Raw genomic sequence first — 14,530 nt, 5'->3', positions numbered from 1 at the left:
TATGAGTCAGCAGGATGCCGCCAAAGAGCAGGCCAACACCCGCAAAAATGTGCGCATTGTTTCCGTTTTCACCGCCGCCGCCATCGGTATTGTCGGCGTGCTGGTGATCCTTTATGCGTGGCAACTGCCGCCATTCACCCGTCACGCGCAGTTTACCGATAACGCCTACGTGCGCGGCCAGACGACGTTTATCAGCCCGCAGGTGAACGGCTATATCACCGAGGTGAAGGTTCAGGACTTTGTGCAGGTGAAAAAAGGCGACCTGCTGCTGCAGATCGATGACCGTATCTATCGTCAGCGGGTGCATCAGGCAGAGGCGCAGCTGGCGATGAAAATTGCCGCCCTGAATAACAACCTGCAGCAGCGTAAAAGCGCCGAAGCAACAATCGCAAAAAATGACGCCGCGCTGAAAAATGCCCGCGCCCAGAGCCTGAAAAGCCAGGCGGATTTAAAACGGGTGAAAGAGCTGACGGCGGACGGCTCGCTTTCCATTCGCGAGCGCGACGCCGCGCTGGCCAGTGCCGCCCAGGGCAGCGCCGACATCGACCAGGCGAAAGCCGCCCTTGAGATGTCGCGTCAGGATCTGCAGACGGTGATTGTCAATCGCGGTGCGCTGGAAGCGGATGTTGAAAACGCCAAAGCAGCGCTGGAGCTGGCGGAGATTGACCTGCAAAACACCCGCATTGTGGCGCCGCGTGACGGCCAGCTCGGCCAGATCGCCGTGCGTCTCGGGGCCTACGTGACCGCCGGAACCCATCTCACCACCCTGGTGCCGCCGCAGCACTGGGTCATCGCCAACATTAAAGAGACCCAGCTCGCGGAGCTGCGCGTCGGCCAGCCGGTGAAGTTCACCGTCGATGCCCTGAACAACAAAGCGTATCAGGGCCGCGTGGAGAGCATCTCCCCGGCGACCGGCGTGGAGTTTAGCGCCATCACGCCGGATAATGCCACCGGGAACTTTGTCAAAATTGCCCAGCGTATTCCGGTGCGTATTGAGGTGCTCGGTAAGCCAGAAGATTCCGCGCTGCTGCGTCCGGGTATGTCGGTGCAGGTGACCATTGATACGCGGGAGGCGAAGCAATGATCCTTCGCCCGATAGCCGCGCTGGTGGCGGCGGTCATGCTGGCCGGATGCCAGTCCGTTGACGTCAAACCGGCGCAGCCGACGCTGCACATCCCCACCCAGTGGCGCACCGTCTCCGGCCCTGCCAGCCCGGCGGAGCAGCTCTGGTGGCGTAATTTCCATGACAACCACCTGAACCGCTATGTGGATCAGGCGCTACAGCACAACAGCGACGTGCTGATCGCCCGCGAACGGATAAACGAGTATCAGGCGCGGGTCTATGCGGCCGACGGCAGCCTGTTTCCCTCCCTCGACGCGGGCGTAACCGGGACGCGCGCCCGTTCACAATCCGCGGCGACCGGGCTGCCGGTTTACGGCACAGTGTACAAAGGGAGCCTGACGGCGAGCTATGACGTGGATATCTGGGGCGTCAACCGCAGCACCTCTCGCGCTGCCGAAGCCTCGCTGGCGGCGCAAAAAGCCGCCGCCGCGGCCGCGGATTTGACCGTCGCCTCGTCTGTGGCATCCGGGTATGTCACCCTGCTCTCGCTTGACGAGCAGCTGCGGGTGACCGAGTCCACGCTGAAATCGCGCGAAGAGGCGTTTAACCTTGCGAAGCGTCAGTTTGAGACGGGCTACAGCTCGCGCCTGGAGCTGATGCAGTCGGATTCCGAACTTCGCTCAACGCGGGCGCAGGTGCCCGTGCTGCAGCACCAGATTGCACAGCAGGAGAATGCCCTCAGCCTGCTGCTGGGAAGCAACCCGGGCGACGTGGCGCGCAGTGAAAGCTTTGCAGCACTGACGCCGCTAACGCTGCCGTCGCAGCTGCCTTCTACGCTGCTGAACCGCCGCCCGGATATCGTCCAGGCCGAACGCCAGCTGGTGGCGGCGGATGCCTCGCTCGCGGCCTCGCGCGCCAGCCTGCTGCCGTCGATCAACCTGACCGCGACAGGATCGGTTCAGGATCGCACCCTTTCCGGCCTGCTGGACAACCCGCTTCAGCTCTGGAGCGTCGGAGGCAGTATTCTCGCCCCGCTGCTGAACCGCCAGGCGCTGAATGCGCAGGTGGATATTTCTCAGTCCCAGCGTAACCAGGCGCTGTACGCCTATGAAAAAACCGTGCGTAACGCATTTGCCGAAGTGAACAACAGCCTTGATGCGATAAGTCGCTATCAGGAACAGCTGACGGAGCTGCTTGCCCAGCAGGATGTGGCCCAGGAGACGCTGCGCATTGCGCAGAATCGCTATCGCAACGGTTATTCCTCCTATCTTGACGTGCTGGACGCGCAGCGCACGCTGTTCTCGGTCCAGACCAGCGTCGTGCAGGTGAAAAATAACCTGCTGCTGGCGCAGATTGATTTGTACAGAGCGCTGGGCGGCGGCTGGGTCAATGTCTGAAGGCGCTTAACGGCCTGGATTTCGTCACGTAGGCCGGGTAAGGCGCAGCCGCCACCCGGCGATTCCCCCTCAGGAGACAATCTATGCAACAACAGTGGTCTGCAGTTGATAATTTCATGATTTCGTCACTTATTCCTGACGATGACGTACTGAATCAGGTGCTGGAAAACAACAAACGCGCCGGGCTGCCTGAACATGATGTCGCGGCTAATCAGGGGCAGCTGCTGGCGCTGTTCGTGCGCATGACGCAGGCAAGACGCATTCTTGAGATCGGGACGCTGGGTGCCTACAGCTCAATCTGGATGGCGCGCGCGCTGCCGCCGGACGGTAAGCTGATTACGCTTGAGGCCGATCCCACGCATGCCCGCGTTGCGCGCGAGAATATTCAGCTTGCGGGGTTAAACGAACGCATTGAATTAATTGAAGGCCCGGCGCTGAGCTCGCTGGAGAATTTCGGCGAGGTTCCGCCGTTCGACCTGATCTTTATTGATGCCGATAAGCCGAACAATCCCGGCTATCTGGAATGGGCGCTGCACTACTCCCGCCCCGGTACGGTGATTATCGGCGATAACGTGGTCCGTGATGGCGAAGTCATTAACGGCCAAAGCGACGACGCGCGCGTGCTGGGCGTGCGGCGTTTTATTGAAATGATGGGCGATAACCCGCGCTTAACCGCCACCGCGCTGCAAACGGTGGGGATTAAGGGATGGGATGGGTTTACGCTGGCGATTGTAGAACGATAACCAGCCGGGTGGCGGCTTTGCCTTACCCGACCTACATTTCGCACTCGTTGGCCCGGTAAGCGCAGCGCCACCGGGCAAGGGTTTAACCTGAAATCTGCTCCATCGCCTGCAAAATACGCTTATCCGAAATCGGATACGGCGTACCGAGCTGCTGGGCAAAGAAGCTGACGCGCAGCTCCTCGATCATCCAGCGGATCGCCTGCACGTCTTCATCGTCGCGGCGCGCTGGCGGCAGCTTGTTCAGCCACTGCTGCCACGCCTGCTGCACGCTCTCCACTTTCAGCATCTGCGCGCGATCGCGGTGCGGGTCGATAGCCATTTTCTCCAGCCGTTTTTCAATCGCCTGCAGATAGCGCAGCGTATCGCCGAGACGGTTGAAGCCGTTGCCGGTGACAAAGCCGCGGTAAACCAGCCCCGCCATCTGCGCCTTCACGTCCGACAGACCCAGCGCCATGGTCATATCCACGCGCCCTTTCAGACGCTTGTTGATATTGAACACGGTGGTGAGGATCTGCTCGACCTGTTTGGCAATCTCCACCACGGTGTCGTTCAGCTCCGCACGCACCTTCTCGTGAAGCTGAGCAAAGCTCTCTTCCGTCCAGACCGGGCCGCCCGCCTCGTGGATCAGTTTGTCCACGCCGCAGGAGATGCAGTCGTCAATCAGATCCAGCACCTTGCCGTACGGGTTAAAGTAGAGCCCCAGCTTGGCCTTGTTCGGCAGCTTCTCGTGCAGATACTTGATCGGCGACGGGATGTTGAGCAGCAGCAGGCGACGCAGCCCGCGCCACATCATCTGCTGCTGTTCCTGCGGGTTATCAAACAGTTTGATCGCCACGCTGTCGCGCTCGTCCACCAGCGCAGGCCAGGCTTTCACCTTATAGTTGCCGCGCTTCTGCTCGTAGCTTTCCGGAAGCTGGCCAAAGCTCCAGATGTGCAGCCCGCTCTGCTCGATGCCGTCGTCCGCCACCGCAGAGAGCGTCTCCTGGACTTTGCCTTTCAGCGCCTCTTTCAGCTCGCTCAGGGAACGCCCTTCCAGCAGTTTTTTGTTTTTATCGTCCACCACGCGGAAGGTGATTTTCAGGTGATCGGGCACCTGATCCCAGTTCCAGTCGTCGCGGTCGATGGTGGTGCCGGTCATGCGGCGGAACTCGCGCTCCAGCGCGTCCAGCAGCGGCAGCTCCAGCGGCGTGACGCGGCCCAAAAACGCTTCCGCATAGTTCGGCGCAGGCACAAAGTTGCGGCGCACCGGTTTCGGCAGGGATTTGATCAGCGCAATCACCAGCTCGCGGCGCAGGCCGGGGATTTGCCACTCGAACCCGCTCTCGTCGACCTGGTTTAACAGCGGCAGCGGAATGTGGACGGTCACGCCATCCGCGTCGGCCCCCGGCTCAAACTGATAGGTCAGCCGCAGCTTGAGGTTGCCCTGATGCCAGAAGTTCGGGTAGTCGAGCTTGCTGACCGACTCCGCGCCCTCTTTAATCAGCATGCTCTTTTCAAAGTTGAGCAGGTCCGGCGTCTCTTTGCTGGCCTTCTTCCACCAGCTGTCGAAATGGCGAGCGGAGATGACGTCGTGGCTGATGCGCTGGTCATAAAACTCGAACAGCGCTTCATCATCCACCAGAATGTCGCGGCGGCGGGACTTGTGCTCAAGTTCCTCCACTTCCGCGCGCAGCTTCAGGTTTTCTCGGAAGAAGGCATGGCGCGTCTGCCAGTCTCCCTCCACCAGCGCGTGACGGATAAACAGCTCGCGGCTGAGCGCCGGATCGATCTGGCTGTAGTTGACCTTGCGCGCGGCGACCACCGGCAGGCCGTAAACGGTCACTTTTTCGGTCGCCATCACCGCACCCTGCGCGCGCTCCCAGTGCGGTTCACTGTACGAGCGCTTAAGCAGATGTTGCGCCACCGGCTCCACCCATTCCGGATCGATACGGGCGGCAATGCGTCCCCACAGGCGGCTGGTTTCCACCAGCTCGGCAACCATGGTCCATTTCGGCGGCTTCTTGAACAGGCCAGAACCCGGGAAGATGGCGAAACGGGCGTTGCGCGCGCCGGTATACTCCTGCTTCTCGGCGTCCTTCATCCCAATGTGGGACAGCAGGCCGGTCAGCAGCGCGATATGAATTTCGCGGTACTCCGCCGGTTCGCTGTTCACCGGAATGCCCAGCTCTTTCACCACCTGGCGAAGCTGGGTATAGATATCCTGCCACTCGCGCACGCGCAGGTAGTTGAGGAAATCCACCCGGCACTGGCGGCGGAACTGGTTCGAAGAGAGCGCCTTCTGCTGCTCGCCGAGGTAGTTCCACAGGTTCACGAAGGCGAGGAAATCGGACTCTTTGTCGTGGAAGCGACGGTGCTTTTCGTCCGAGGCCTGCTGTTTGTCCATCGGACGCTCGCGCGGATCCTGAATGGAGAGCGCCGAGGTAATGATCATCGCCTCGCGCACGCAGCCGTGCTTTTGCGCTTCCAGCACCATACGCGCCAGGCGCGGGTCGACCGGGAGCTGGCTGAGCTGGCGGCCCAGCGGCGTCAGCTTATAAACCGTCGCCTGCTCGTCGGTGGTAATCGCCCCGAGCTCTTCCAGCAGACGCACGCCGTCCTGAATGTTGCGTTTATCCGGCGCTTCGACGAACGGAAACGCCGCGATGTCGCCCAGCCCCAGGGCGGTCATCTGCAGGATAACGGACGCCAGGTTGGTGCGCAGAATTTCCGGGTCGGTAAACTCCGGGCGCGACAGGAAATCGTCTTCGGAATAGAGACGAATGCAGATCCCTTCCGACACGCGGCCGCAGCGGCCCTTACGCTGGTTAGCAGACGCCTGCGAAACGGGCTCAATCGGCAGCCGCTGGACCTTGGTGCGGTAGCTGTAGCGGCTGATGCGCGCCGTGCCCGGGTCGATCACGTATTTAATGCCCGGCACGGTGAGCGAGGTTTCCGCCACGTTGGTCGCCAGGACGATGCGGCGTCCGCTGTGCGGCTGGAAGACGCGGTTCTGTTCGCTGTTGGACAGGCGGGCATACAGCGGCAGGATCTCCGTGTGGCGCAGGTCGCGCTTGCTGAGCGCATCGGCGGTATCGCGGATTTCGCGTTCGCCGCTCATGAAGATCAGGATATCCCCCGCGCTTTCGTTACCCAGCTCGTCAACGGCATCAAAAATGGCCTGCAGCTGGTCGCGCTCGGTATCATCCGCCTCTTCCACAATCGGGCGATAGCGCACTTCCACGGGATACGTGCGTCCCGACACTTCAATAATCGGCGCATTGTTGAAGTGCTTCGAGAAGCGTTCCGGGTCGATGGTCGCGGAGGTGATGATCACTTTCAGATCCGGGCGACGCGGCAGCAGCTCTTTCAGGTAGCCGAGCAGGAAGTCGATGTTCAGGCTGCGCTCGTGCGCTTCGTCAATGATGATGGTGTCGTACTGCATCAGCAGGCGATCCTGCTGGATTTCCGCCAGCAGAATACCGTCGGTCATCAGCTTGACCATGGTGTTATCACTCACGTGGTCGCTGAATCGCACCTTATAACCAATGCAGCCACCCGGCTCCGTTTGCAGCTCTTCGGCAATACGGTTGGCGACGGTGCGCGCCGCCAGACGACGCGGCTGGGTGTGGCCAATCAGGCCTTTGATCCCGCGGCCCAGCTCCATACAGATTTTCGGCAGCTGGGTGGTTTTCCCCGAACCGGTTTCACCCGCGACAATCACCACCTGGTGGTCGCGTACGGCCTCAAGAATGTCCTGTTTCTTCTGGCTGACGGGCAGGTTTTCCGGGTAGGTAATCGCCGGGCGCGCAGCTTCGCGCAGCACAACCTTCCCTGCCGCCTGTTCAATCTCTTTCGCCATCTCCTGGTAAATGGCCTGTTGAGCATCAGGATTTTTAACCTTCTTGACGCCGTGCAGACGGCGGGCGAAGCGCTGTTTATCACGCAGCGTCAGAGAATCGAGCTGTTGCAGGAGCATCGGGAAGGTGAATTTTTGTTGTTCTGTCATAGCGTTAAAGGGCAGTACACGCCCTGATAAACTCTCTTTTTAATGATTGCTATAGAGTACCACACTGACGCCTTTCGTGCCTTATTCAAAAAATTCGAACATAGGCTTCGATATATTGCGCTATCTCTGTGGCAGGATTGTGAATAGAGTGTCAACAAGCAACGGGGCAACCCCCTTCAATCAAATGCAACAACAGGAATCACCCATGAGCAAAGTATTAGTTTTGAAATCCAGCATTCTGGCAGGGTACTCTCAGTCTGGTCAGCTGTCTGATTACTTCGTTGAACAGTGGCGTGAACAGCATTCTGCTGACGAAATCACCGTGCGTGACCTGGCTGCAAACCCCATTCCTGTGCTTGATGGCGAGCTGGTTGGCGCGCTGCGCCCAAGCGATGCACCGCTGAGCCCGCGTCAGCAGGAAGCGCTGGCCCTGTCCGACGAGCTGATTGCTGAGCTGCAGGCGCATGACGTTATCGTCATCAACGCCCCAATGTACAACTTCAACATCCCAACCCAGCTGAAGAACTACTTCGACCTGGTGGCGCGTGCTGGCGTAACCTTCCGTTACACCGAGAACGGCCCTGAAGGTCTGGTAAAAGGCAAGCGTGCGATCGTACTGACCAGCCGCGGCGGTATCCATAAAGATACCCCAACCGACCTGGTTGCGCCGTACCTGAGCCTGTTCCTGGGCTTCATCGGCATCACTGACGTGAACTTCGTGTTCGCGGAAGGCATCGCTTACGGTCCGGAAGTGGCGACCAAAGCGCAGACCGACGCAAAAGCCGCCATCGACAGCCTGGTAGCCGCGTAAGACTTCACCCTCTCACCGCCCGGTGGGAGGGTTTTTCTTTTCTCCCGCATTTCGCTATCATCCGCTCCCACTCTCCAGCCGGGCGGCCTGATGTCTGCGATCATTGATTCTTTTATTGCCCCACCGTGTCACGATGACATTCAGATCCTCTGGCAGGATGAACATCTGCTGCTGATCGACAAGCCTTCCGGCCTGCTCAGCCTCTCGGGCAAAAATCCGCAAAACCTTGATTCCGTCCACTATCGTCTGGTTCAGACGTTCCCGGGCTGCACGCTGGTGCACCGTCTGGATTTTGGCACGTCCGGGCTGATGGTGGTTGCGCGCAATAAGGCCATTAACGCGGCACTGTGCCAGCAGTTTAGCCAGCGCAGCGTGGAGAAAGTCTACAGCGCCCTGCTTTGCGGCCACGTGGAAAATGATGAAGGGGTTATTGATGCGCCGATTGCCAAAGACCCGGCGCTGTTTCCGCTGATGTCGATCTGCGCCATCACCGGTAAACCCGCCCGCTCCCGCTACCAGGTTGTGGAACGGTTTTATCAGGGGGCGGGATTACCGTTAACGCGAGTGAAACTGATCCCGGAGACCGGGCGAACCCATCAGCTGCGTATTCACTGCCAGCAGCTGGGACACCCGATTCTGGGCTGCGATCTGTATGGCGGTCTTGACGTGCCGGGTGCTGAGGAAGCGCCCCGGCTGATGCTGCATGCCTGCGAGCTGAATTTTATTCATCCCGCGAGCGGCGAGCCGGTTAACGCCCGCCACGCCGCCCCGTTCTGAATGTGGTTTACCACATCAAATCGTCAGGGATTTTGAAGTCCGCGTACGGATCGTCTTCGTCCTGCTCTTCCTGGCTGAGCGCGCTGTTTAACACGATGCTGTCGGCATCGCGCTGGGCAATTTTATCGGCCACTACCGCCGGGATAATCGCGTATTCGCAGTCGCCGCTGGCGTTGATGACCAAGCGGGCAATCGCCAGACGGCCGTTGATCAGCTGAGCCTGGGTTTGCTTGTCCACCTCAATTTTCTTGATCACATTACCGTCGGTGAAGTTAAAGGTAATGTTGCCCCTTGAGACGGTGATGCGGTTCATCTCGATCAGCTGCTTCACCTGCGCCTTAAACTCTTTCGCCAGCACGGCCTGCTTCTGCTGCTCGCTCAGCAGCTTGTCACGCTCGATCTGCGCCTTCTTGTTCTCTTCTACCGCTTCCCGAGCCTCACGCGCCTGAACGCGTGATTTCTTTGCCGTGCGCTGCACTTTCGCCGCTTTCTTGCTGCTGACGAGGCCCGCTTTCAGCATCTGCTCTTGTAAGGTGAGTTTTGTCATGATTATTTCTAAACCGGTTGGAAATTTTGGGGATTATAGCGGGAATTGCGGAGCGTGTGCCAGAGAAGCAGGCATGGCGTTTTGTTAGCTGAGTCTGGTTCATTATTCATTCAGCATTTACTAAGGTTAACGAGAAAGCGTGATTAAAAATTGTCAGGTCATTTTCTTAAAAAAAATGAGCCGTTCATAAATATGATGTGGGTTGAATATCTATGGTCACGTCAGGCGTAGGCTGGCTTTCTCTTAATAAAAGGATGCGGAGAAAAGATGGCCTTAAAAGGAACGATGCTGCTAAATGGTGCTGACTATGCGCCTTTTAACCTGTACGGCGTTGGCGTGTTTATGGCGCATTCCGGGCAGGGAATTTACAGAAACAACGGATTTTGTGGTGCAGTTAAAGGGTCGGGTCCAATTCCCCCAGGTAAATACTGGATTGTTGACAGAGGGACTGGAGGTTTCTTTTCAGGTTTAAAAGCGAAGGTTCAGGATCGGTGGAATAAGGTCAGGTCCGGTGCAGAATTTGGCCGCGATGAGTGGTTTGCTTTGTACAAGGATGACTGGGGAATCGATGATGGTACCTGGATTGATAACGTCTATCGGGGTTTGTTTCGGCTGCATCCGGGTACGGTATCTGAAGGATGTATCACGATTGCCCATAATTCTGATTACGCACTGATCCGGAATGCTCTCATGAGTACAGAGCTTATTCAGGTTCCCTGTATGCGGTCACTGATGGCACGCGGTTGGGTTGAGGTGAGTGAAAGTGGATATACCAACGAGTGCCCTTAAATGGGGCATCAGGCTGTTCAAAACGGTCTGGTTTCTTTGCATCAGCATTTTAGTAGGCCGCACATTGGGACCCGCTGAACGCTATCTTGATCATGACGTGGTCTCATCTCTATGTGATTTTATTTATGGTGATGTGAATGCTGAAACACTATACGACACATATACCAATATCGATATTTTAATCGTACTGACCCTCGCTACGGTTATTTACCGCTTAACAACGCTACTACTCAATAAAATAAGGAAATAAAGAATGCCTATTCCTCCCTATATGTGGCTAAAAGACGACGGTGGAGCACATATTAAAGGTTCTGTAGATGTTCAGGATCGTGAAGGTAGCATTGAGATCATAGGACTGAGTCATGGCCTTAACCTCCCGGTAGACAGCGCTAACGGCAAGATCACCGGCACGCGTCAACACTCATCTATGCGGATTGAAAAGGAAGTTGATAGCGCCACGCCCTACCTTTACAAAGCAGCATCTACCGGTCAGGCACTCAAAAGCGCTGAAATTAAGTTCTATCATATTAATGATGCCGGACAGGAAGTCTGTTATTACACCGTACTAATGGAGAACGTAAAGGTTACGGGTGTTAACTGCAGCGTGCCGAACGTGAAAATCGCTGCCAACGATAAAATGAACCATGTTGAAAGCGTAAGTCTGCAGTACGAAAAAATTACCTGGCGCATCGTCGACGGGAACATAATGCACAGTGACGCCTGGAACGAACGCCCTACAGCATAACGCTAAGGGGCGCGATGCCCCTTACTCTCTCACTTTCCTCTCCAGGCTGTGCGCAATCCTGTTCATGAACTTCCCTCATGTTGCATTGAAATTAAGTCACTTCCCCTGCGCCACGGGCTCAGGCATAAATTATGCATTGGTAACTTCTTAGCAACATGAACTTAGGATGCATAACCACAATGAGCAAAGCTTTCACATATACCCTTAAGCGCAGTTGCTTCGATGAGAATTACAACCCGTCAGAAAATACGCGTACGACCACCAACTTCGCCAACCTGGCGCGCGGAGAAAAGCGTCAGGAAAACCTGCGCAATACGCTGGTGATGATCAACAACCGCTTTAACGCCTTAGCGCGCTGGGATAACCCAAACGCCGATCGCTATGCGGTTGAACTTGAAATCATCTCTGTCGATTTGAATATTGGCGCGGAAAAGCCGTTCCCGGCCATTGAGATTCTGCAAACCACCATTGTCGACAAGAAAAACAACCAGCGTATCCCTGGGATCGTCGGGAATAACTTCTCGTCTTACGTGCGGGATTATGATTTCAGCGTGCTGCTGCTGGAGCACAACAAGAACCAGCAGCACTTCAGCATTCCGGAAAAATTTGGCGAACTGCACGGCAATATCTTCCGCCATTTTGTGAGTTCACCGGAATACAAAGAGAACTTCACAAAAGGACCGGTGATTTGCCTGAGCGTCTCCAGCAAAGATACCTATCGCCGCACCGGTAACCAGCACCCCGTGCTGGGCGTTGAGTACCAGCCGGATGGCGAATCGCTTACGGAGCAGTACTTCGCGAAGATGGGCCTGAGCGTGCGCTACTTCATGCCGGAACACAGCGTGGCGCCGTTCGCGTTCTTCTTTACCGGGGATTTGCTGAGTGATTACACCGACCTCGAACTGATCGCCACCATCAGCACGATGGAGACGTTCCAGAAGATCTATCGCCCGGAAATTTATAACGCCAACTCGGCGGCGGGGCTGTGCTACCGACCGGATCTGAACCAGCAGGATCACTCCTTAACCAAAATTGTGTATGACCGGGAAGAGCGAAGCCGCCTGGCGATTGAACAGGGTCGGTTTACCGAAGAGTACTTTATTAAGCCTTACAAACACATTCTTGAGCAGTGGTCTGATAACTACACGCTTTAATACATTAAAAAAGGTCTTTTATTATGAAAACATTGCTCCCGACTTCAACGGCTGGCAGCCTGCCAAAGCCGACCTGGCTTGCGCAACCTGAGACGCTCTGGTCACCGTGGAAGTTACAGGGTCAGGAACTGCTGGCAGGCAAGCAGGATGCGCTGCGCCTGTCTCTGGATGAGCAGATCCGCGCGGGAATCGATATCGTCAGCGACGGGGAACAGACCCGCCAGCACTTCGTCACCACCTTTATTGAACACCTGAGCGGCGTCGATTTTGAGAACCGCCAGACGGTGCGCATTCGTAACCGCTATGACGCCAGCGTGCCGACCGTGGTTTCCGCGGTTGCGCGCCAGAAACCGGTCTTCGTCGACGATGCAAAGTACCTGCGCCAGCTCACGGACAAGCCGATCAAATGGGCCCTGCCGGGGCCGATGACTATGATCGACACCCTGTATGACGCGCACTATAAAAGCCGCGAAAAGCTGGCCTGGGAATTTGCCAAAATCCTTAACCAGGAAGCGCGAGAGTTAGAGGCCGCAGGCGTGGACATTATCCAGTTCGATGAACCGGCGTTTAACGTCTTTTTTGATGAGGTCAATGACTGGGGCATCGCCGCGTTGGAGCGCGCCATTGAAGGGCTGAAGTGCGAAACCGCGGTCCACATCTGCTACGGCTACGGCATCAAGGCCAATACCGACTGGAAAAAGACGCTCGGCTCGGAGTGGCGCCAGTACGAAGAGGCCTTCCCTAAGCTGCAGACCTCTAACATCGACATCATCTCCCTGGAGTGCCACAACTCCCGCGTGCCGATGGATCTGCTGGAGCTGATCCGCGGTAAAAAAGTGATGGTTGGGGCGATCGACGTGGCAACCAACACGGTTGAAACGCCGGAGGAAGTGGCCGATACGCTGCGAAAAGCGCTGCAGTTTGTCGACGCCGACAAGCTGTACCCGTCAACCAACTGCGGCATGGCGCCCCTCTCCCGTCAGGTTGCCAACGGCAAGCTTAGAGCACTCAGCGCTGGCGCAGAAATTATCCGCCAGGAGCTTGGCGCGTAATCCCCTTACGCTGCCAGTACAGCGGCGTACCAAATCGCTCGACGTAATAATCAATCACCGCCCTGACGTTCAGGGGCGGATGTCGGGCATCAGGGTAGATCGCCGCGATAGCCTGTTGTTCCGTAGTGATGGCGCACTCCAGCGCGGGCAGGAGCGGAATCAGCTCACCGCGCTGGAGCGGCTCGCTCACCAGCCAGTCCGGAAACAACACAATCCCCATCCCTCCCCGCGCCGCAGCCAGCAACGCTTCCGCATTATTCGAGGTCATCAATGGCGTCACGGGATAGTGTGTCCACGCCTCGCCCGCCCTGCGCAACAGCCAGCGGTTAGGCCCTGACGATCCGCGATACACCAGGCAATGATGGCGGTTCAGATCGTCCGGCACTTCTGGCGCACCGTGTTTACGCACGTAGTCTGGCGACGCGGCCAGATGGTACACCTGCTGCCCAAACACCCGCGCGCGAAACGACGAGTCCGTCAGCACGCCAATGCGGAAGATAAGATCTGCCGCATCACGGTGGGGGTCAATGAAATCATCGGTCAGCGTCAGCTCTACGCTCAGGCGAGGATAGCGTGCCGACAGGCCGGGAAGTCCTGGGGCTATGTGCTTCTGGCCGAAAAACACCGGTCCGTTAATGCGGATCGCACCGGACGGCTCCACCGCACGCGCGTCCAGCTCCCGGCGCGCCTCTTCAAGATTCTCCGCCATCGACCGGGCGTAGCGAATAAACAGATGACCGCTTTCCGTGGGAATGACGGCCCGCGTATTGCGATAGAAAAGCTGCTGCCCGAGCGCATCCTCGAGCTGGTGGATCACGCGCGATATCTGCGAGGCCGATATCCCCTGCCGCCGCGCCACGACGGAGAAGTTCTGCGCTTCATACACGTCGATAAAGATCAGCAGCGCGCGGATGTTGATGTTGCTGGCGTCAACCATTAATGCATATCCTGCAAAGGTGTTTACACCATTATGGCATTTTTCTCATTGCACAACCCACGTAATCTTCTTCGCCTGAAAACGGAGGAAGAAGAATGCAGTTGGTTTTGATTTTACTGGTGATTGCTGGCGGGATGGGCCTCTCCGTCGAGGCGGGCCTGCTGGGCCCCCTGGGGGGAAAAGTCGGGGATTTATGGGCGACGTTCAGCATTTTTGGCGTCGGCGCCGCGCTGACGTTTCTGCTGATGCTGTTTTTCAGCCCGCGGAACAGCCCGTCGTTTTTCGCACAGCCCGGCTGGCAGCTCCTCGGCGGGGTGCTGGGTCCGATCTACGTCGTCATACTGACGCTCGCCACGCCGACTATCGGCATCGCGCTGACGATGATTGGCATTCTGGCAGGTCAGGTTTTTAAAAGCCTGATCATTGACCACTTTGGCCTGCTGGGTACGCCGCACAGGAAGATAAACGCAAGACGCATCGTGGCGCTGGTTTTTATTATTGCCGCACTGGTACTGGTCGCAAAGGGGTAA

The 14,530-nt window shown here is 57.3% G+C and carries 13 protein-coding genes; 10 read left to right on the top strand and 3 right to left on the bottom strand.

The features are described from left to right. Position 1 precedes the first annotated feature (1 nt). The 3 genes from ACHH0Z_RS16625 to ACHH0Z_RS16615 all read left to right on the top strand — a co-directional run bounded on the left by ACHH0Z_RS16625 (position 2) and on the right by ACHH0Z_RS16615 (position 3,203). Positions 2–1,084 (top strand): HlyD family secretion protein, encoded by a 1,083-nt coding sequence (locus ACHH0Z_RS16625; protein WP_045410071.1) that lies wholly within the window; start codon positions 2–4, stop codon positions 1,082–1,084. Beyond that, a complete protein-coding gene (locus ACHH0Z_RS16620) occupies positions 1,081–2,460 on the top strand; it encodes an efflux transporter outer membrane subunit (RefSeq protein ID WP_045410068.1) in 1,380 nt (459 codons plus the stop codon). Before ACHH0Z_RS16625 ends, ACHH0Z_RS16620 begins: the two co-directional genes overlap by 4 nt. Positions 2,461–2,543: 83 nt before the next feature. Next, positions 2,544–3,203 carry an O-methyltransferase gene (locus tag ACHH0Z_RS16615; RefSeq protein ID WP_008502311.1) on the top strand — a complete coding sequence of 220 codons (660 nt, stop codon included), beginning with the start codon at positions 2,544–2,546 and terminating at the stop codon, positions 3,201–3,203. 82 nt (positions 3,204–3,285) lie between these two features. Here the strand turns inward: ACHH0Z_RS16615 and hrpA are convergent, their stop codons facing one another. Continuing rightward, positions 3,286–7,188 (bottom strand): ATP-dependent RNA helicase HrpA, encoded by a 3,903-nt coding sequence (gene hrpA / locus ACHH0Z_RS16610; protein ID WP_045410064.1) that lies wholly within the window; start codon positions 7,186–7,188, stop codon positions 3,286–3,288. A 205-nt stretch (positions 7,189–7,393) separates the two neighbouring features. Here hrpA and azoR point away from each other — a divergent pair, with 205 nt between their 5' ends. After that, on the top strand, positions 7,394–7,999 hold the full coding sequence (gene azoR / locus ACHH0Z_RS16605) for an FMN-dependent NADH-azoreductase (protein ID WP_008502313.1): 606 nt from the start codon (positions 7,394–7,396) through the stop codon (positions 7,997–7,999). A 90-nt stretch (positions 8,000–8,089) separates the two neighbouring features. Then, positions 8,090–8,776 (top strand): RluA family pseudouridine synthase, encoded by a 687-nt coding sequence (locus tag ACHH0Z_RS16600; protein WP_045410062.1) that lies wholly within the window; start codon positions 8,090–8,092, stop codon positions 8,774–8,776. A gap of 7 nt (positions 8,777–8,783) precedes the next feature. Here the strand turns inward: ACHH0Z_RS16600 and ACHH0Z_RS16595 are convergent, their stop codons facing one another. Next, positions 8,784–9,323: a DUF2058 domain-containing protein gene (locus ACHH0Z_RS16595; RefSeq protein WP_044596388.1), complete on the bottom strand. Its 540-nt coding sequence runs from the start codon at positions 9,321–9,323 to the stop codon at positions 8,784–8,786. 267 nt (positions 9,324–9,590) lie between these two features. Between ACHH0Z_RS16595 and ACHH0Z_RS16590 the strand changes: the two genes are divergently transcribed. From ACHH0Z_RS16590 to ACHH0Z_RS16575, 4 genes are all read left to right on the top strand, one after another. Further along, on the top strand, positions 9,591–10,112 hold the full coding sequence (locus ACHH0Z_RS16590; protein ID WP_045410060.1) for a DUF2778 domain-containing protein: 522 nt from the start codon (positions 9,591–9,593) through the stop codon (positions 10,110–10,112). Between the two features lie 253 nt (positions 10,113–10,365). Further along, positions 10,366–10,857: a type VI secretion system tube protein TssD gene (locus ACHH0Z_RS16585; protein WP_008502317.1), complete on the top strand. Its 492-nt coding sequence runs from the start codon at positions 10,366–10,368 to the stop codon at positions 10,855–10,857. 179 nt (positions 10,858–11,036) lie between these two features. Further along, positions 11,037–12,011 (top strand): DUF1852 domain-containing protein, encoded by a 975-nt coding sequence (locus ACHH0Z_RS16580; protein WP_023292484.1) that lies wholly within the window; start codon positions 11,037–11,039, stop codon positions 12,009–12,011. A gap of 23 nt (positions 12,012–12,034) precedes the next feature. Beyond that, positions 12,035–13,063: a methionine synthase gene (locus ACHH0Z_RS16575; protein ID WP_045410058.1), complete on the top strand. Its 1,029-nt coding sequence runs from the start codon at positions 12,035–12,037 to the stop codon at positions 13,061–13,063. Here ACHH0Z_RS16575 and ACHH0Z_RS16570 read toward each other — a convergent pair. After that, complete coding sequence (locus ACHH0Z_RS16570; RefSeq protein WP_044596386.1) at positions 13,038–14,000, bottom strand: LysR family transcriptional regulator; 963 nt, start codon at positions 13,998–14,000, stop codon at positions 13,038–13,040. The two genes, ACHH0Z_RS16575 and ACHH0Z_RS16570, sit on opposite strands and share 26 nt — an antisense overlap. Before the next feature lie 95 nt (positions 14,001–14,095). Between ACHH0Z_RS16570 and ACHH0Z_RS16565 the strand changes: the two genes are divergently transcribed. Continuing rightward, positions 14,096–14,530, top strand: coding sequence for a DMT family transporter (locus ACHH0Z_RS16565; protein WP_023292486.1), 435 nt, complete (start codon positions 14,096–14,098; stop codon positions 14,528–14,530).

The organism is Enterobacter cloacae complex sp. 2024EL-00227 (assembly GCF_043945315.1).
In the GTDB taxonomy this organism is placed as follows: domain Bacteria; phylum Pseudomonadota; class Gammaproteobacteria; order Enterobacterales; family Enterobacteriaceae; genus Enterobacter; species Enterobacter roggenkampii.
This window is presented reverse-complemented; position numbering and strand designations above follow the sequence as displayed.